The organism is Enterobacter cloacae complex sp. IR5428, from assembly GCF_049238585.1.
Taxonomy (GTDB): domain Bacteria; phylum Pseudomonadota; class Gammaproteobacteria; order Enterobacterales; family Enterobacteriaceae; genus Enterobacter; species Enterobacter intestinihominis.
The window spans coordinates 72890-92203 of sequence record NZ_JBMKHV010000008.1 but is presented as its reverse complement, the minus strand read 5'-3'; the positions used below and the strand labels follow the sequence as shown (position 1 = coordinate 92203).

General features: G+C 56.2%; 16 protein-coding genes. 8 read left to right on the top strand and 8 right to left on the bottom strand.

What is annotated here, in order from left to right; all coding sequences use genetic code 11:
- Positions 1-10 precede the first annotated feature (10 nt).
- The gene (gene ytfR / locus ACOTXC_RS13965) at positions 11-1513 is read right to left on the bottom strand and encodes a galactofuranose ABC transporter, ATP-binding protein YtfR (RefSeq protein ID WP_022646854.1); all 1503 of its coding nucleotides are present in this window, start codon (positions 1511-1513) and stop codon (positions 11-13) included.
- Positions 1514-1644: 131 nt separating this feature from the next.
- Positions 1645-2601 carry a galactofuranose ABC transporter substrate-binding protein YtfQ gene (gene ytfQ, locus ACOTXC_RS13960; RefSeq protein WP_046621030.1) on the bottom strand — a complete coding sequence of 319 codons (957 nt, stop codon included), beginning with the start codon at positions 2599-2601 and terminating at the stop codon, positions 1645-1647.
- Between the two features lie 309 nt (positions 2602-2910).
- Here ytfQ and ppa point away from each other — a divergent pair, with 309 nt between their 5' ends.
- Positions 2911-3441, top strand: a complete 531-nt coding sequence (gene ppa, locus ACOTXC_RS13955; protein WP_006810347.1) for an inorganic diphosphatase — start codon at positions 2911-2913, stop codon at positions 3439-3441.
- Between the two features lie 141 nt (positions 3442-3582).
- On the opposite strand, the gene ACOTXC_RS13950 is transcribed toward ppa, so the two are convergent.
- From ACOTXC_RS13950 to tamA, 3 genes are read right to left on the bottom strand one after another with little or no spacing between them, the layout of a single operon-like run.
- Positions 3583-3927, bottom strand: coding sequence for a gamma-glutamylcyclotransferase family protein (locus ACOTXC_RS13950; RefSeq protein WP_022646852.1), 345 nt, complete (start codon positions 3925-3927; stop codon positions 3583-3585).
- A gap of 2 nt (positions 3928-3929) precedes the next feature.
- A complete protein-coding gene (gene tamB / locus ACOTXC_RS13945; RefSeq protein ID WP_421767768.1) occupies positions 3930-7706 on the bottom strand; it encodes an autotransporter assembly complex protein TamB in 3777 nt (1258 codons plus the stop codon).
- Positions 7703-9436: an autotransporter assembly complex protein TamA gene (gene tamA, locus ACOTXC_RS13940; RefSeq protein WP_022646850.1), complete on the bottom strand. Its 1734-nt coding sequence runs from the start codon at positions 9434-9436 to the stop codon at positions 7703-7705. The genes tamB and tamA overlap by 4 nt, the downstream gene beginning before the upstream one ends.
- Before the next feature lie 224 nt (positions 9437-9660).
- Here tamA and msrA point away from each other — a divergent pair, with 224 nt between their 5' ends.
- Positions 9661-10302 carry a peptide-methionine (S)-S-oxide reductase MsrA gene (gene msrA / locus ACOTXC_RS13935; protein WP_061856194.1) on the top strand — a complete coding sequence of 214 codons (642 nt, stop codon included), beginning with the start codon at positions 9661-9663 and terminating at the stop codon, positions 10300-10302.
- A 250-nt stretch (positions 10303-10552) separates the two neighbouring features.
- Positions 10553-11890: a hemolysin family protein gene (locus tag ACOTXC_RS13930; protein WP_022646849.1), complete on the top strand. Its 1338-nt coding sequence runs from the start codon at positions 10553-10555 to the stop codon at positions 11888-11890.
- Between the two features lie 76 nt (positions 11891-11966).
- Here the strand turns inward: ACOTXC_RS13930 and ACOTXC_RS13925 are convergent, their stop codons facing one another.
- Positions 11967-12173 (bottom strand): DUF1107 domain-containing protein, encoded by a 207-nt coding sequence (locus ACOTXC_RS13925; RefSeq protein ID WP_006179016.1) that lies wholly within the window; start codon positions 12171-12173, stop codon positions 11967-11969.
- Between the two features lie 324 nt (positions 12174-12497).
- Here ACOTXC_RS13925 and ACOTXC_RS13920 point away from each other — a divergent pair, with 324 nt between their 5' ends.
- Entirely contained in the window at positions 12498-13055 is a 558-nt protein-coding gene (locus ACOTXC_RS13920) for a YtfJ family protein (protein WP_421767767.1), read from the top strand.
- Here the strand turns inward: ACOTXC_RS13920 and cysQ are convergent.
- The gene (cysQ, locus tag ACOTXC_RS13915) at positions 13049-13789 is read right to left on the bottom strand and encodes a 3'(2'),5'-bisphosphate nucleotidase CysQ (RefSeq protein ID WP_022646848.1); all 741 of its coding nucleotides are present in this window, start codon (positions 13787-13789) and stop codon (positions 13049-13051) included. The genes ACOTXC_RS13920 and cysQ overlap by 7 nt on opposite strands.
- A 190-nt stretch (positions 13790-13979) precedes the next feature.
- Here cysQ and ACOTXC_RS13910 point away from each other — a divergent pair, with 190 nt between their 5' ends.
- Positions 13980-15923, top strand: coding sequence for a bifunctional 2',3'-cyclic-nucleotide 2'-phosphodiesterase/3'-nucleotidase (locus ACOTXC_RS13910; RefSeq protein ID WP_421767766.1), 1944 nt, complete (start codon positions 13980-13982; stop codon positions 15921-15923).
- Positions 15924-16016: 93 nt separating this feature from the next.
- Here ACOTXC_RS13910 and ACOTXC_RS13905 read toward each other — a convergent pair whose 3' ends face one another.
- Positions 16017-16403 (bottom strand): winged helix-turn-helix transcriptional regulator, encoded by a 387-nt coding sequence (locus ACOTXC_RS13905; RefSeq protein ID WP_421767765.1) that lies wholly within the window; start codon positions 16401-16403, stop codon positions 16017-16019.
- 84 nt (positions 16404-16487) lie between these two features.
- Between ACOTXC_RS13905 and ACOTXC_RS13900 the strand changes: the two genes are divergently transcribed.
- From ACOTXC_RS13900 to ACOTXC_RS13890, 3 genes are all read left to right on the top strand, one after another.
- Complete coding sequence (locus ACOTXC_RS13900) at positions 16488-17336, top strand: SDR family oxidoreductase (RefSeq protein WP_421767764.1); 849 nt, start codon at positions 16488-16490, stop codon at positions 17334-17336.
- Positions 17337-17417: 81 nt separating this feature from the next.
- On the top strand, positions 17418-18242 hold the full coding sequence (locus ACOTXC_RS13895; RefSeq protein ID WP_023299151.1) for an AraC family transcriptional regulator: 825 nt from the start codon (positions 17418-17420) through the stop codon (positions 18240-18242).
- Positions 18243-18317: 75 nt separating this feature from the next.
- Positions 18318-19283, top strand: a complete 966-nt coding sequence (locus ACOTXC_RS13890; protein WP_023305304.1) for a DMT family transporter — start codon at positions 18318-18320, stop codon at positions 19281-19283.
- The last annotated feature ends 31 nt before the right edge of the window (positions 19284-19314 follow it).

Genomic DNA, 19314 nt, shown 5'->3' with positions numbered 1-19314 from the left:
ATATGACTCCTTACGCCGCGATGGCATTCATGATCGCCGGAACCGACAGTTTATCCAGCGGGATCTCTGCCACCTGCCTGCGATCGCGCATGATGATGACGCGATCGGCATAGCCAACCAGCTCCTCCAGCTCAGACGAGATCACCAGCAGCGCCAGACCGTCGGCGCACAGCGTTTCGATAAGCCGGATGATTTCGGCATGCGCGCCCACGTCGATACCGCGCGTGGGCTCGTCGAGGATCAGGAACTGCGGTTTGGTCAGCAGCCAGCGCGAGAGCAACACCTTCTGCTGATTACCGCCCGAAAGGAACTCGATGGGCTGTTCCGCGCTCGGGGTACGGATACCGAGCTGGCGGATGAAGCGCTCGGCAATCGCGTTCTGCTCGCGCTTAGGGATCGGACGCAGCCAGCCGCGCTGGGCCTGTAGCGCCAGAATGATGTTTTCCCGCACCGAGGCGGCGGCAATAATCCCGTCCGTTTTTCTGTCCTCCGGGCAGAAGCCCACGCCGAGGCACGACGCCTGATGCGGTGAACGTAGCGTTTGCGGTTTGCCTTTGATCAGCGCCGTTCCGCTGTCGGCAGGTTTGATCCCGAAGATCACTTCGGCGGTTTCGGTGCGCCCGGAGCCTAACAGCCCTGCCAGACCCACAATTTCACCGGGGCGTACCTCGAGGTTAAACGGCGCGATGGTCCCTTTTTTGCCGTAATCGTGAAACGCGGCGATCGGTTTTTCGCTCAGCAGCGTGCGGCCCGCACGCTGGAGTGCGTTGGTCTCCAGCTCGCGGCCCAGCATCATTTTGACCAGCTCAATCTGCGGCAGCTCGCGGGTTTCCCGGCAGCCGACAAAGCCGCCGTTGCGCAGCACCGTAATACGGTCGCTCACCTCGTAAACCTGATCGAGGAAGTGCGTAACAAAGATCAGGCTCACGCCCTGATCGCGCAGCTGGCGCATCAGGGTAAAAAGCATCTCCACTTCCTGGGTATCGAGGCTGGCGGTGGGTTCATCGAGGATCAGCACTTTCGCCGAGAGATCGATAGCGCGACAGATCGCCACGATCTGCTGCATCGCCACGGAAAAACGGTTCAGCGGTTCGCGCACGTCGAGAGAGAAGCCATACGATTCCATCAGCTTCGCGGCGCGCGCTTCCATCTCTTTGCGGCGCAGCAGGCCAAAACGTCTGGGCTCGCGGCCAATAAACAGGTTATCCGCTACCGACATGTTTGGCAGCAGGTTCACTTCCTGGTAGACCGTGCCGATCCCCAGTTGCTGCGCATGCGCGGTGTTTTTGGGCGAAATAGCATTACCTTCCAGCCAGATAGCGCCGCGATCGGCGTGATAGACCCCGGTCAGGGTTTTAATCAGCGTCGACTTCCCCGCCCCGTTTTCGCCGAGCAACGCCATGATCTCCCCCCGCCGCAGGCTGAAATCAACGTTATCCAGCGCCTTAACGCCAGGGAAAAATTTACTCAGGCCCTCTGTGCGGAGGATTTCCTGGTGTTGTTCGGTGGTCATGGTTTCCCCTCACCCTGACCCTCTCCCCGGAGGGGAGAGGGGATTATTCGTGCCAGTCTTTAATTTTCTGCCCAAACTGCCCTTTTCCCTCTCCCCTCCGGGGAGAGGGCTAGGGTGAGGGGGGGCTGAGCTTAGTAGCCCATATTTTTCTTCTTCTCTAACTCTTCTTTCGCCGTGTCCGGCAGGTAGAGCGTGGATTTGGTGATGGTCAACTTCTCAGGCTGGGTGCCGTCTTTTTTGAATTTCTCCAGCGCATCGAATGCCGGGCCCGCCATGTTCGGCGTCAGCTCCACGCTGGCGTTCGCTTCGCCGTCAATCATCGCTTTGTAGATGTCCGGTACGCCGTCGATCGAGCCGGTGAGAATATCTTTGCCCGGCTTCAGGCCCGCTTCTTTGATGGCCTGGATGGCGCCGATCACCATGTCGTCGTTGTGGGCGTAAACCATGCAGATATTTTTGCCGTTATTTTCTGCCTTGATGAAGCTTTCCATGACCTCTTTACCTTTGCTGCGGGTGAAGTCGCCGGACTGAGAACGGATGATCTTGATGTTTGGTGCTTTGCCGATGGCCTCCGCGAAACCTTTCTTACGGTCGATAGCCACGCTCGCCCCGACGGTGCCCTGCAACTCAACCACGTTACACGGCTTGCCATCCACCTGCTTCACCAGCCAGTCACCAATCAGTTTGCCTTCCAGCACGTTATCGGCGGTGACGGTGGTCATATAGAGAGATTTGTCTTTAACGTCGATGGAACGGTCGAGTAAGAACACAGGAATTTCAGCCTCTTTAGCTTCCTTCAGCACCGGCTCCCAGCCCGTGGCAACAACCGGGGCGATAAAGATGGCATCCACGCCCTGAGCGATAAAAGAGCGCACCGCTTTAATCTGATTCTCTTGCTTTTGCTGACCATCGGCGATTTTCAGGGTAATACCGCGCTTTTCGGCCTCACTTTTCGCCACGTTCGTTTCAGCGGCGCGCCAGCCGGATTCAGATCCGACCTGCGAAAATCCAACGGTTAACGGTGCGGCCATCGCCATAGACGACATGGCTGCCGAAACTGCTGTAACAAGAAGTAAGCGCTTCCACATATGAACGTCCTCGTAGGGTAGGTTATTGTTGGTTAAAAGATGTTCTGCGGATGAACTATAGCCAATGGAATATGTTACGGATTGCGTTACATCACACTTCAGAAAAGTGAATAAAACGTTAATCACAAGTTTGTAATCGCTTTCATTTCCACATTTAAAATGCGGCTGAGTTTATGGATTATCCTGTCATGGAAACGGTCTGAAAAGTGAAAGCGCGAGGGAGATAAGACGAAAACAGGCGAAGACTTTCAGCGCCAGTTGGCTATAATACCTGCCACTTGTTTACCATCCATTTTAAAGGACACCGACATGAGCTTACTCAACGTCCCTGCGGGTAAAGAACTGCCAGAAGACATCTACGTTGTGATCGAAATCCCGGCCAACGCAGATCCAATCAAATACGAAATCGACAAAGACACCGGTGCGCTGTTCGTTGACCGTTTCATGTCTACCGCCATGTTCTATCCGTGCAACTACGGCTACATCAACCACACTCTGTCTCTGGACGGTGATCCGGTTGACGTACTGGTCCCAACGCCATACCCATTGCAGCCAGGCTCCGTCATTCGCTGCCGTCCTGTTGGCGTGCTGAAAATGACTGACGAAGCGGGTGAAGATGCGAAACTGGTTGCCGTACCGCACACCAAGCTGAGCAAAGAGTACGATCACATTAAAGATGTGAACGACCTGCCAGAGCTGCTGAAAGCGCAGATCGCCCACTTCTTCGAGCACTACAAAGATCTCGAAAAAGGCAAATGGGTTAAAGTTGAAGGCTGGGATAACGCAGAAGCGGCGAAAGCAGAAATCATCGCGTCTTTCGAGCGTGCTGCTAAGAAGTAATTCTTACTGCTGATACTAAGCCCCGCGCGTCGGGGCTTTTTTATGCCTTTCGATGCGCCCGGCGGCGCTACGCTTGCACGGGCCTACAATCAGCAAGAGGCGCAAAACGATAACGCCACCTTACGGTGGCGCTGTCGTTTTTCAGAACTGGTCTCTGTCTAACCAGTTACCGCTTTCAATCAGCGTTAACCCGTTGACCGAACGTTGGTACACATACATCCATGCACTGCCGTAAGGCGTCTGGATCAACTGGCGAGCGTATTCACCGCCCCTGGTGCGCAAGGCATCAAGTTCGGCCAGCGTAGCATTATCAATACGATAAACCTCACCCTGTACCGTTCCGTTCCCCGGAACCGCGCCTGGATAGTGGCCCAGACTGTACAACTGGTAGTTTTCGATTGTGTAATTTCCCAGCAACTGGGCGTTGGTCATCCAGTGGCTGTTGCCTTGCTTGGTTCGTAAACTGCCATAAACAAATATTCGCATTGCTAAAACTCAAACTGATAGAGCAGATCAAGTGCCTGGTCTACGCCGGACACTGCTTCCAGATATAGCTTAGGCATCAGGCGATAACGTAACGTGAGTGTAGCCAGTGAGTCAAAGATCCCCACGCCATATTTTACCTGTAGACCCGGCAGTACATAGCCGCTGACCACTACCTGCGAAGAGTCACCCACGCCCTGAGTGTCCAGCGCCAGATTGCTTACGCCAAACGTCTCGCCGATTTTACCCACAACCTGACCACTTTGTGCAACCCCCAGACCGACTAACATCGATGTCATTGCCGCACCATCGCCCTGTTGGCTATCCAGACCCTGGCCGCGCAGCAGGTAGGAGAGCGCTTCCTGCTGCGACATGGCCGGGTCAGAGAAGATCTCTGCCTTAGGTTCATCGGCGGAGCCCGTCACGCGCACGCCCGCAATCACATCATCTTCGGTGGCTTCCGGGTTACGGATCGCTTCGATATTGAGTACCGGCTGATCCGGTGGGCCGGAGAACAGCAGCTCACCTTTACGCACAATCAAATCCTGACCGTAGGCATGGAAGCGCCCTTCAGGAATATTTATTTGTCCATTGAGGCCAAGCCCCTGTTGATCCTGCGCCACCTTCAGGTCACCCGTGAGTCTCGCCTTCAGCCCAAACGCGTCCAAACGCACGTTATTCCCCACGTGCACAATAAGATTACTATTGATCGGTATGCCAGCGCTCTTTTGTTCAACAGGTTTCAGATTTTCATTGAGCATAACTTCATCACTGGAGACGCCAACCGCGCTTTCCGGCACTTCGTGAACCACGATGCGCGCCCAGGGCACGTCGACGCGGCCGTCCAGGGTGAAGAGACTCGGCGTTGCCTCAAAGACCACGTCTGGCGACACGTCCAGGCGCACCATCGGCGGTACCGTGATACGCACCCTGCTGCCCTTGGCCGCTATACGGGCGCGCCAGTTGTCGAGCTGGCTCCAGTCTGCGTCACCATTCAGGTTGATTTGTCCCTGCTGTGTCAGCACTGAGCCACTGAGGGTTGAGCTTTGGCCGTTAAAGTTCATCGTCAGCTGGCTTGGCTGCATATCGAACGGCATAAAGTTACCGTCAATGTCCACGCCGTTTAACCGCATCTGGCCAAACAGCTGCGGGCTTTGCGCATCCCCCGCCAGACGCAGGTTGGCGCTGAGCATCCCCGCCGCCTTTTCTCCCCGCGAGAAAATCGGATTCACCATCGCCAGGTTGAAGTTGCGAATATTGACGTTGCCGCCGAGATTGCGCCGCCCTTGCGGATCGGTAATTTGCACCTGTCCGTCAAGCTGACCGTTGTTGGTCAGACGAATAAGCCATCCCAGTTCCGCACGATTGTTACGCAGGTCAGCGTTCACATTCAGGGTGTCGAACGCCACCGGCAGCGGCGCGTCATTGACCTCCTGCGTCACCTTCACGTTACGCCCGGAGAGGGTAACGCTGCCCTGCGGCAGTCCCTCTTTGGTGGTGTCCCACGCGACGTCCGCTTTACCGCTGAAGACCCCGCTGGCTTGGGTGGTTTCCGGCATAAACGGTTTCAGCATCGCCAGGTCAAAACGGTTGAGGTTGATCTGCGCGCGTCCTTCCGCGCCCGCATCAATGGTCTGCGGCACGCACAGCTCAGCATTCGGGTTGGTCCAGCAGTGTGGCCCAATGCTGATCTTTTGCTCCGCATTGCGGTAGTCCAGCGCGATGGATCGGGACAGCAACAGCGGGCCGACTGGCGTGCTGAAGCGGGTGTTATCCAGCACGCCCTTCCAGCGCGTTGCCTGGCGGTCAAAACTGCCCGTCAGGTGCAGCTGCCCGGAGACCGGCTCGCCCTGCACGCGCAGCTGGAGATCGTGCTGCTTTTCGTTACCTTTTGCCGCCAGCGTAACCAGACTGATGTTCACGTCCGGCTGGGAGATACGCTCCACGCGCAGGTCCAGGTTTCCGCCGATCTGATCGGTGGATTTCACGTCCCCTTCGACGCGCACGCGGGCAATGGAAAGTTCCTGCCAGCGCAGGTTATTGGCGGTGATGTCCGCCAGCAGCTGCGGCGCCTCCACTGTACCGCGAACCTTCACTAACCCCTTCGCCGTCCCGCCAAGACCCGGCAGGGCGTTATCGAGATTTGGCGCGTCGATGGTGGCATCCAGATCGAGATCTTTCACCCCCAGCTCGCCTTTGATATCTGCCGTGTTGCGGCCCAGCGCCACGTGCAGGCCCGGGATCACCCACTGGAGATAGCTGTTGCCCTTAAGCGAGCCCTCTACGTTGACTTTGTTCTGCTTCACATTACCGGTGAGCTTGAGTTCCGGCACGTCCATCTGCCAGGTGCCGCCGTACAGGCTACCGCGGGTTTTGATCAGACCATTCAGTTTTGACGGCCAGTCCGGGACTTCTTTAGCGGTGTTGATCCCGGTCAGCTTCAGCTCGCCGCGCCAGCTGATCGCCTGCTGCCAGTCGAGCAGCGCGGTCAGCTCGGTTTTCCCTTCCAGCGCCGCCACGGTCAGCTTGTCGAGGTTAACCTGCAACTCGTTACCCTTCGCATCCAGAGTAATATCGGCGGGCGGTACTCCCTGCCCCTTCACTGCCGTACGGAACGACAGCGTGTAGTCGGTCATTTTGCCACTCAGCTTCAGCTTTAGATCGTCGGCCTGGAACTGCTTTTCACCGGTGAACGGCCAGTAAAGCTGCTTGCTGACAATCTCAAGGTTGAGCGGTAGACCGGCCTCTGCCAGCTGGGTTTGCCCGCGCAGTACCATATCCACAGGGCCGGAGAGGTTCACGCCGAACTCCAGCTTCTCGCGCAGCGCGCCGCCGACTTTCACCTTCACCTTCTCGCCTTTCAGCGGATCGATGTTCAGGGCGCTGTTAAGGGTAATATCTACCGGCCAGTTATCGCGCAGCAGCGCATTGCCTGAGGCGTTTACCGACCCCTGGTTGGTATCGATATCCAGCGCGTCGAGCTTCATGTTGCCGTCGATACTGCTGACTTTAAGCAGCATGTTGAAGACCGTCAGATCGGTATCGCCGGTCAGACGCAGCTGCTCGCCCTTAAACTCTTCGATATTGAGGTTCAGCGGCAGATGCACGTCGGTCATCTCCGGCAGAACCGGTTTCGAGAAGAGATCTTTCAGCGTTTCACCCAGCGGTTTTTCTTCCGGCTGCGGGTTCTGGATCTTCGGCTCGACGATCTCTTCCTGCGCCACGTCGGCCACCTTCGGCAGCGCAATCAGCAGCCCTTGCAGGGAGGTTGGGGTCAGGGTGAGGTTTTTCTCCTGCCAGCGCAGACCGGAGGTGAAATCCATCACGGATACCGTCGTGTCGTCGATTTTGATATTGACGTTATCCAGCGCGACCCGGTAGAGCGCAATCGGGTACGGCGTGGAGAGATTCAGCGGGCCGCTGTCCTCTTCCTCGACAGGCTCAGACTTCGGCATTTTTTTGGAGTCTATCGCCACATTCACATCTTTTAGCGACAGATCGTTTACGCACAGCTGGCTATCCCGCAGGCAGCCGAGCTTGACCGCCAGATGAAACTCGCCCGCGTTCACCGCCACGCCGGGCTGTTCATAACGGATATTCTTCAGGCGCAGATCGCGCCAGCCGCCCGTCACCTGGCCGATTTCCAGCCCTGGCACCCAGCGGTTCGCGGCGTTAAACAGCAGATGCAGGCCCGTGGTGGTACCCACCAGAAATGCCACCGTACCGAGCAGTAATACGATAAAAATCAGCACCCCGAGGCTTATCTTCCTCCATAAACTCATAATTCAGGCCCCAGACCGATGTAAAACTGTAAACCGTGTTCTTCTTTGTCGCCCACCGGAACGGCGAAATCGAGCTTGATTGGCCCGACCGGTGACTGCCAGCGCACGCCCACACCCGCGCCGGTTTTGAAATCGCTGCGGCGGATGTCGTTCACCGCCTCGCCGCTGTCGACAAACATGGCGCCCCACCATTTGCCGCTGACGTTGTACTGATACTCCAGCGAGCCGGTCGCCAGTTTAGAGGCCCCGGTCAATTGGCCTTTCTCGTTTTCAGGTGAGATCGATTTGTACTTATAGCCGCGAATGCTGCGGTCGCCCCCGGCGAAGAAACGCAGATCTGGCGGAACGCGTTCGAAGTCACCGGTTTCGATCCAGCCCAGGTTGCCGCGAACCACAAAGCGGTGCTTATCGTAGAGGGTACGGATCCAGACGTTTTGCGCCTGCACGACGGAGAAATCTACGTCTGAGCCCCAGGCGGAGTTGGAATAATCGATGGAGTAGCGCTGTGAATCGCCCCAGGTCGGCATCAGGCCACCGCGAGAGCGGGTACGGCTGATCATCACGCCCGGATAAAGCAGCATGGTGGTGTTGGTGACGTTTGCCTGAGTAAAGTGGTCAAGGCTCCAGCGCAGGTTAATGGCGCGCTGCCAGCCGCTGGAGAGATCCCAGAAGCGTGATACCGCAAGCGTCGTCGAATCCTGTTCGGTATCGTTCAAATCGGTACGCTTAAAGCCGCCCTGCACGAGGTAGTATTGCTCAAGCGGATTTTTCAGCAGCGGCATTTTATAGCTGAAGTCCAGCTGCTGTTCAGGCGCAGACAGGCTGAGGCTGGTGGTCAGGCTGTGACCGTAGGAGTTCATCCACGGTTTTTTCCACGAGGCTTTCACACGCGGGCCGACGTCCGTGGAGTAGCCGACACCGGTCTCAATGGTGTTCTCGGTGCGCGGTGAGACCACGCCATGCAGCGGTAACACTTTCGTTTTACGGGATTTATCAAATTGCGGTGCCACCACCACGGAGTTAAACCAGCCGGTGGCAGATAAACGACGGTTCAGCTCGCCCAGGTCGCTAGACTGGTAGTAGTCGCCCTTTTTGAACGGCACCAGGTTTTGCAGATACTCATCACGGATTTGCGATCCTTCAAAGGTTACATCGCCAAACCGATAGCGCTCGCCGCTGTCGTAATCGATATCCCAGAATGCCTGACGTCGTTCAAGCGCAACGCCCAGCTGGCTTTTGTTGAACTGGCTGTCAAAGTAGCCTTTGCGCAGCGAAACGCTGGTTAAGGATTTTTTAAAGCGATCGTAATCCCCGTGATTAAGCACGGTGCCCACTTTCGGGCGGTTGCTGAGCAGATCCAGGTAGTCACGATCCGTGCGTGCACCGCCGCGCAGCACCACGTTCGTGCCGCCAATCAGGACGGGTTCTCCCGGCGAGACGCGGGCAATCAATACCTGACGTCCTTTAGCCGGCGGCGGCCGTAAATCGAAATCAATGGTGGGTTCGTAGTACCCCAACGCCTTTAAGCCTTCGCGAATGGCGTCATCCACGCGCGCGCGAAAACGCCGATCCGGCGTGACTTCATCGCTCTGGATGGTGGAAAGCTGCGCACGCACGTTTTTTTCCAGCGCCCCGGATAACCCCTCAACCTGCAAACGGACATTCGCCGCGCTGGCAATCCCGCTTGTCAGCATTAAACTGACTAAACATAACTGGCGGATCTTTGTCACGTTTTCTCCTGAATATCCCTGTTTCCACCCTGGAAGCAAATGCAGTGCCGCTCCGCGGCAAAATACGGCCTGAAAGCCAAAAACCCAAATTACGGGTTGAAAAAGGGCCTAACACCCAAATATTTCTTATGATTAAATCTAGACTCATTCATCGCATTTATTGTGTTCAATTAAACGCTTCGTGACAACCTTAACCGAAACAACGCTACCCCGGAGGCCCCACCGTGAGTTTATTTGATAAAAAGCATCTGGTATCACAAGCCGATGCGTTACCGGGACGCAACACCCCTATGCCAGTGGCGACATTACACGCCGTAAACAACCATTCAATGACAAACGTTCCTGATGGAATGGAGATCGCCCTGTTTGCCATGGGCTGCTTCTGGGGCGTAGAACGCCTGTTCTGGCAACTGCCGGGCGTGTACAGCACCGCTGCGGGCTACACCGGAGGATATACGCCTAACCCAACCTACCGCGAAGTCTGTTCCGGTGAGACCGGTCATGCTGAAGCGGTACGTGTGGTGTATGACCCGAGCGTCATCAGCTATGAACAGCTGCTCCAGGTGTTCTGGGAAAATCATGACCCGGCGCAGGGCATGCGTCAGGGTAACGATCACGGCACCCAATACCGCTCGGCCATCTATCCGCTCACCCCTGAGCAGGAGACTGCGGCCCACGCCAGCCTGACGCGTTTCCAGGAAGCGATGCAGGCAGCCGGTGATAAACGTCAGGTCACGACGGAAATCGCTACTGCGAAACCGTTCTACTATGCCGAAGACGACCACCAGCAGTATCTGCATAAAAATCCGTACGGCTACTGCGGCATTGGCGGCATCGGCGTCTGTCTGCCTCCACAGCAGGACTGATTACTACATCAGCGCCACGCGAGCCGCGTGGCGCGCCTGTAAGCAAAAGTGTCAGTTCATTACTTAACCACTCACTGCCTTTTCATCCGGCCACTTTTTGCCGAAAACGTGACCTCTGGCAGATTTACACGCCTTTACGCTATACTACCGCTGAAATAATCGGCTCAACGCTACGAGCTGAGTTCAATGTGTCTTCACACGAATGGTATCAACTCCCCTTCTGAGGATCTGGCGAGAAGCCGGATAAACTATGTTAAACAGTATTTTAGTAATACTTTGTCTTATTGCCGTCAGTGCATTTTTCTCGATATCGGAGATCTCGCTGGCTGCCTCCCGTAAAATCAAACTGAAGCTGCTTGCCGACGAGGGCAACATCAACGCATCACGCATTCTGAAAATGCAGGAAAACCCAGGCATGTTCTTTACCGTGGTGCAGATTGGCCTGAACGCGGTCGCCATTCTTGGCGGTATCGTGGGCGATGCAGCATTTTCTCCGGCGTTTTATAGCCTGTTTGTAAAGTACATGTCCGCAGAGCTGGCCGAGCAGTTGAGCTTCATCCTCTCCTTCTCGCTGGTCACCGGTTTGTTCATTCTATTCGCGGACCTGACCCCGAAACGCATCGGTATGATTGCGCCAGAAGCTGTGGCTTTGCGTATCATCAACCCGATGCGCTTCTGCCTGTATGTCTTCCGTCCGCTGGTGTGGTTCTTCAACGGCCTGGCGAACGTCATTTTCCGCATCTTCAAGCTGCCGATGGTGCGTAAAGACGACATCACCTCTGACGATATTTATGCGGTGGTGGAAGCCGGGGCGCTGGCAGGCGTGCTGCGCAAGCAGGAGCACGAGCTGATCGAGAACGTTTTCGAACTGGAATCCCGTACCGTGCCGTCCTCCATGACCGGCCGTGAGAACATCATCTGGTTCGATCTGCATGAAGACGAGCAGAGCCTGAAGACTAAAGTGGCGCAGCATCCGCACTCCAAGTTCCTGGTCTGTAACGAAGATATCGACCATATCATCGGCTATGTGGACTCCAAAGACCTGCTGAACCGCGTGCTGGCAAACCAGAGCCTGGCGCTGAACAGCGGCGTGCAGATCCGCAACACCCTGATTGTGCCGGACACCCTGACGCTCTCCGAAGCGCTGGAAAGTTTCAAAACCGCCGGTGAAGACTTCGCGGTGATCATGAACGAATATGCGCTGGTGGTGGGCATTATCACCCTCAACGACGTCATGACGACGCTGATGGGCGACCTGGTCGGCCAGGGGCTGGAAGAACAAATTGTGCAGCGTGATGAGAACTCATGGCTGATCGATGGTGGTACGCCAATTGAAGACGTCATGCGCGTGCTCGATATCGACGAGTTCCCGCAGTCCGGAAACTACGAGACCATCGGCGGCTTTATGATGTTTATGCTGCGTAAGATCCCGAAACGTACCGACTCGGTGAAATTCTCTGGCTTCAAGTTTGAAGTGGTGGATATTGATAACTACCGCATCGACCAGCTGCTGGTAACGCGCATTGATAGTAAACCGACCGTGCTGGTACCGAAGCTGCCAGATGCGGAAGATAAGGTGTCGGCGTAACCCTTTGTATGTCCTACAAACATCAACGGCTCCCATCGGGAGCCGTCTTTTTAACTACTACTGCATAGCACGTTGGTTAAGCCATCTCAGTTTGCAGACGCATAACCTGACGGTTGACTTCGGACATCACAGAGAAGTGCTGTTTGTCCTTCACTTTCGGGATAAGGATTTTGCCCTTATCGAACTCAAAAGCACCAACATCCTTGATATACAACCGTCCACGGAACAGGATCTTCACGTACTTCGCCACCTGAAGCGGGTTGTAGCGTTGGAAAATTTTCATTCTTGTATCTCCTGCGAATCATACGCCCTTGCGGTGCCACAATCGGCCCGACTGTCCTGAGCGCAAATTTTGATGCCCAATGACTATAGACCAGAACCTCGTACTTACCCAGTGTGCATAAGTTTATTTACCGTTTGATTACAATTATTCAGAATAATCTTTGCAAAGCGTGATACAGAGCAGTATATGCCGTCGTTTTTGCGTGGATATGTGCGTTCGCCCGCAAACTGGCATCGGGATTGCGGGAAAAGCCCATTGATCGCACTTATGATTAAAAGCGCATGACCAAGTGGTCGGATCACCTGCTCACAATAAGGAAACACCATGACCCTACGTAACCTCCTGGCAGCAGCTTGCCTGTTGCTGCCGCTGATGGCTTCCGCACACAACATTGAAAAAAAACAACGTGTCCCGCCGGTCGGCATTGCTGACCGGGGAGAATTGATTCTCGACAATGATAAGTTTAGCTATAAAGCCTGGAATAGCGCGCAGCTTGCGGGCAAAGTGAGAGTTGTACAGCATATTGCCGGACGTACATCCGCTAAAGAGAAAAACGCCACCCTCGTGGAAGCGATCAAGGCCGCAAAACTCCCGCACGATCGCTACCAGACCACCACCATCGTGAATACCGACGACGCGATTCCCGGCTCCGGGATGTTTGTGCGCTCAAGCCTTGAGAGCAATAAGAAGCTCTATCCCTGGTCGCAGTTTATTGTCGACAGCAACGGCGTGACGCGTAAGGCGTGGCAGCTGGAAGAAGAGAGTTCAGCGATTGTTGTGCTGGACAAAAACGGTCGCGTACAGTGGGTTAAAGACGGCGCGCTGACGCAGGATGAGGTGCAGCAGGTAGTAGCCCTGCTGCATAAGCTACTGGCTCAGTAAAGTGACACCCTGAAGCCAGGGTTGAGGAACGACTCGCGCGGGGTGTAGTCCAGTGGCTTACCCTGCCAGTCATGCACATGCGCGCCTGCGGCCGCAGCCACCGCATGCCCTGCCGCCGTATCCCAGACGTTCGTCGGCCCGAAACGGGGGTACAACTGCGCCTGCCCTTCCGCCACCAGACAGAACTTCAGCGACGAGCCAATCGACGTCGTCTGGTGTTCGCCCAGCTGTTGCAGGTACTCCTCCAGCTCGCTGTCGCTGTGCGAGCGGCTGATCACCACCAGCGGAGGACGGGCATCTCGCACCTGGATCTGCTTACGCACGCCGCACTCTTCCTTCCAGGCTTTACCTTCCGCCGCGCTGTACATCACCTTCATCACCGGGGCATAAACCACGCCAAGCACCGCCTTTCCTTTTTCAATCAGGGCGATATTCACGGTAAATTCACCGTTACGCTTGATGAACTCTTTCGTGCCGTCCAGCGGGTCCACCAGCCAGTAACGCTGCCAGTGCTGACGTTCGTCCCAGCCCTGGGGCGCTTCTTCAGAAAGGACCGGAATATCCGGCGTCAGGGTCTGCAAACCTTTCAGGATCACCGTATGCGCCGCGATATCCGCCGCCGTCACCGGGGAGTCGTCCGCTTTGCTGACAACATCCATCGGTTTCGCACCGTCGTACACCTGCATAATGGCATCACCCGCATCCCGTGCGAGCTGACAAATTTGATCTAACATTCTCCACCTCTTCGTTAACGCAGTGGGCATAACTTATTGTTTTAGTTATATCGTAATGTGAACAATTCCGCTATCTGTGAAGCAATTCTGGTTTCAGCGTTCTTTTTTCTGGCAGCATTCACACTTCTGTAAGCAACAAATACTACATACATACTCTTTTGTGGCTTGGATCGAAAAAAGGACTCCTCAGATGATTAAGTTTAGCGCAACGCTCCTGGCAACGCTGATTGCGGCAAGCGTTCAGGCAGCGACGGTGGATCTCCGCATTCTGGAAACCACCGATCTGCACGGCAACATGATGGACTTCGATTACTACAAAGATACGCCTGTCGAAAAATTCGGACTTGTACGTACGGCAAGTTTGATCAACGCCGCCCGCGGTGAAGTGAAAAACAGCGTGCTGGTCGATAACGGGGACTTAATTCAGGGCAGCCCGCTCAGCGACTACATGGCGGCGAAGGGGCTGAAGAAAGGCGAGATCCATCCTGTTTATAAGGCAATGAATACGCTGGACTATGCCGTCGGCAACCTGGGCAACCACGAATTTAACTACGGCCTGAAATACCTGCACGATGCGCTGGCAGGGGCAAAATTCCCGTACGTTAATGCCAATATCATCGACGTTAAGACGAAAAAGCCGCTCTTTACCCCTTACCTGATTAAAGAGACCGAGGTTGTCGACCAGGACGGTAAAATACAGACGCTGAAAATCGGCTATATCGGCTTTGTGCCGCCGCAGATCATGACGTGGGATAAAGCCAACCTCGACGGGAAAGTAACCGTCAACGACATTACCGAAACGGCGCGCAAATACGTGCCGGAGATGCGGGCGAAAGGCGCAGATGTGGTGGTCGTTGTGGCCCACTCTGGCCTCTCGGCCGCCCCGTATCAGGCGATGGCTGAGAACTCCGTGTATTACCTCAGCCAGGTACCGGGCGTGGATGCGATCCTGTTTGGTCACGCCCACGCCGTCTTCCCGGGCAAAGATTTCGCCAGTATCAAAGGCGCGGACATCGAAAAAGGGACGCTCAACGGTGTGCCATCGGTGATGCCGGGCATGTGGGGCGACCACCTTGGCGTGGTAGATCTGGTGCTGAATAACGACAGCGGGAGCTGGAAAGTCACGCAGTCGAAAGCGGAAGCGCGTCCGATTTATGATGCCGCTGCAAAAAAATCCCTGGCCGAGGAAGATAAAAAGCTGGTCGACGTCCTGAAGCATGACCACGACGCAACGCGTGAATTTGTCAGCAAGCCGATCGGTAAATCGGCTGATAACATGTACAGCTTCCTCGCGCTGGTACAGGATGACCCGACCGTGCAGGTAGTCAACATGGCGCAGAAAGCCTATGCCGAGCACTATATTCAGGGCGATCCGGATCTGGCCAATCTGCCGGTTCTGTCTGCCGCGGCGCCATTCAAAGTGGGCGGGCGTAAGAACGATCCGGCCAGCTACGTTGAGGTGGAAAAAGGCCAGCTGACCTTCCGTAATGCCGCCGATCTCTACCTCTATCCCAACACCCTCGTGGTGGTGAAAGCCACCGGGAAAGAGGTGAAGGAGTGGCTGGAGTGCTCTGCCGGACAGTTCAACCAGATCGATCCGCACAGCAGCAAACCGCAGTCGCTGATAAACTGGGACGGTTTCCGCACCTACAACTTCGACGTGATCGACGGCGTGAAGTATCAGATTGATGTTACCCAGCCCGCGAAATATGACGGCGAATGTCAGGCCATTAATCCGCAGGCAGAACGCATTAAACACCTGACCTTCAACGGCAAAGCGATTGATCCGAATGCCACTTTCCTGGTGGTGACCAACAACTACCGCGCCTATGGCGGTAAGTTTGCCGGTACGGGTGACAGCCACATCGCCTTTGCCTCGCCGGATGAGAACCGTTCGGTGCTGGCGGCGTGGATTAGCGCGGAGTCGAAAAAAGCGGGTGAAATTCATCCGGCGGTGGATAACAACTGGCGTCTGGCGCCGATCCACAGCGACACGACGCTGGATATTCGCTTTGAGACATCACCGTCCGATAAAGCAGCCGCGTTTATCAAGGATAAGGCGCAGTATCCGATGAAACAGGTCGCGACGGATGATATTGGGTTCGCGATTTATCAGGTGGATTTGAGCAGGTAGCGATGATTGTGCCGGGTGGCGCTTGCGCTTACCCGGCCTACGGGATCGAGGATTGCGGGTAGGCCGGGTAAGGCGAAGCCGCCACCCGGCATTTCATGCCGCACGCTCGTCCCGATTCGCCATCACCTTCGGCGTATTCACCTCAATCCAGTCAGCCAGCGCGGCCACCTTCTCGCTCACCTCCAGCCCCATCGGCGTCAGGCTATATTCCACGTGCGGCGGCACAACCGGATAAGAAACGCGATCGACAAACCCGTCCTGCTCCAGCGCCTGAAGCGACTGGGCCAGCATCTTCTCGCTGACACCACCCAGCTTGCGGCGCAGATCGCTAAAACGATGCGTCCCCTGACGTAACGCCACCAAGATCAGCACGCCCCAGCGGCTGGTAACATGTTTGAGCACTTCCCGTGACGGGCACTGTTCTGCAAAGAGATTGCCATCGCGCATTTGCTCGCTGAGCGTCGGTATCGGTGTTTTCATACTTACCTTTTTGTGCGTACTTACTAAAAGTTAGTTATGGTGATAGTGTGCCACAACACCAGACAAACACGAAGGAGATTCATCATGATCGCGATTACCGGCGCAACCGGCCAGCTTGGCCAACACGTTATTGAAGAACTGCTGAAAACCATTCCTGCCAGCCAGATCGTGGCTATTGTGCGTAACCCGGCAAAAGCCGACGCCTTAAGCCAGCGGGGAATTGTGGTACGTCAGGCGGACTATACCGACCAGGCCGCGTTCACCACCGCCCTGAACGGCGTGGATAAGCTGCTGCTTATCTCCTCCAGCGAAGTGGGCCAGCGCGCCGTACAGCACCAGAACGTGATAAACGCCGCCAAAGCCGCCGGGGTGAAATTCATCGCCTATACCAGCCTGCTGCATGCGGACAGATCCCCGCTGGGTCTGCACGTTGAGCACGTCGAAACCGAAAATGCACTGGCGGCTTCAGGCGTGCCTTACGCCCTGCTGCGCAACGGCTGGTACACCGAAAACTACCTGGCAAGCGCGCCGCCAGCGCTGGAACACGGCGTATTTATAGGTGCCGCAGGCGAAGGCAAAATTGCCTCTGCGACCCGTGCGGATTACGCGGCGGCTGCGGCAAAAGTGATTTCTGAAGAGGGTCACGCCGGCAAGGTGTATGAACTGGCAGGTGACAATGCCTGGACGCTGAGCGAACTGGCTGCGGAGCTTAGCAAGCAGAGCGGTAAGCCGGTAACGTATCAGAACCTCAGCGAAGCCGATTATGCCGCTGCACTGAAAGGCGTTGGTCTGCCTGCCGGGCTGGCGGAGATGCTGGCGGATTCCGATACCGGTGCGTCCAAAGGCGGCCTGTTTGACGACAGCCGTACCCTGAGCAAACTGATTGGCCGTCCGACCACGCCGCTGGCGGAGAGCATCAAAGCCATTCTGTAATTGTTAAGAATTGGTTATTTTTTGTGGCATCCCTTCGGGTCATCTCGGATAATGAAGCGATGACCCACAAGGAGGCTCACCGTGCAAGGCGTACCGGAACAGTTTACTGATGAGAGAGACAGCGCGCGCTTTCGCCATCTGGCGCAGTTGCCGGGTCTGGAGCTATATCACGCGCATATTGCTGACTACGCCTTTGAGCCTCACACGCATGAAGCCTTCGGTATCGGCACCATTGAAACCGGCGCCGAACGCTTCCGTTACCGCGGAACCCAACACTTAGCCGCTGAAAAATCGGTCGTGACCATGAACCCGGACGAGATCCACACGGGCGAATCCGCCACCGAAGGCGGCTGGCGCTACCGGATGGTCTATATCGAACCCGACCTGCTGGAAGAAGTCACCGGCCTTCGCCACTGGTGGTTTAGCGACGTGACCCGCCACGACCCGCTGCGCTCGCAGCAAATTGGCCAGCTGATTTACGGCCTTTGGCATACGAACGATGCGCTGGCACAAAAAGGGTTGCTGCTGGATCTGATTGAGACGTTCCAGCCGCTGGCCCGTCACGCGCCGGTAGCCCGGGAGGGCGCGCACCGCTTCGAGCGCGTTCGCGACTATCTGCACGACAACTATATGCGCGCGCTCACCCTGGACGAACTGGCGAGCGTTGTGTCGCTCAGTCCGTACCATTTCCAGCGCCAGTTTAAGGCCCATTTTCACGTCACCCCACACCAGATGCTGATGGCCATCCGGCTGTGGCGCGCCAAAGCATTCCTCACCCACGGCATGCCTGCCGCCGAGGTGGCCGCCGCAACGGGGCTGACCGATCAGTCTCACCTGACCCGCGCCTTTACCCGCCGCTACGGCATTACGCCCGTGCGTTACCAGAAGCAGGTTTCGCCGCGCTAATGCGCAACCTCATACAATACGCGTGCATCTGTGCCTCCTACACTGGCTACAACATGTATTACTGTGGACGAAAAGATGATTAGCGGCGTGTTGTATGCCCTGCTTGCAGGGTTGATGTGGGGGCTGATTTTCGTCGGCCCGCTGATTGTGCCTGAGTACCCGGCAATATTGCAGTCGACCGGACGCTATCTGGCGCTGGGGCTTATTGCCGTGCCGCTGGCATGGCTGGGGCGTGCGCGTCTGCGCCAGCTGAGTCGCCAGGACTGGCTCACCGCGCTGTGGCTGACCATGATGGGTAATCTTATCTACTACGTCTGCCTGGCGAGCGCCATTCAGCGTACCGGTGCGCCGGTGTCGACCATGATTATCGGCACGCTGCCGGTGGTCATTCCGGTTTTCGCAAACCTGCTTTATAGCCAGCGAGACGGGAAACTGGCGTGGTCAAAGATGGTGCCTGCGCTGGTATGCATCGCCGTGGGGCTGGTGTGCGTGAATATTGCCGAGCTACGCCACGGCCTCGAAAACTTCAGCTTGTGGCGTTACGGTTCTGGGATCTTTCTGGCGGTTATTTCAGTTGTCTGCTGGGCCTGGTATGCCCTGCGCAACGCACGCTGGCTGCGGGAAAACCCGGATAAACATCCGATGATGTGGGCGACGGCGCAGGCGCTGGTCACGCTTCCTGTCTCGTTGCTGGGCTATGTGGGTGCATGTATCTGGCTGGGTAGCCAGCATCCGGATTTCGCCCTGCCCTTCGGACCGCGCCCGTGGGTATTCGTCGGGTTAATGGTCGCCATTGCCGTGCTCTGTTCGTGGGTTGGCGCACTGTGCTGGAACATTGCCAGCCAGAAGCTGCCGACGGTGATACTGGGGCCGCTGATTGTCTTTGAAACGCTGGCCGGGCTGCTCTATACCTTCCTGATGCGCCAGAGCGTGCCGCCGCTGCTAACGGCCTGCGGGATCGCGCTGCTGGTCGTTGGGGTGGTGATTGCGGTGAGAGCGAAGCCGGAAAAACCGATGGTCGTTCCGGCGTCGGAGGGGTGAGCTTTTCGACCAGCGGCGCTTAGCTTGCAGG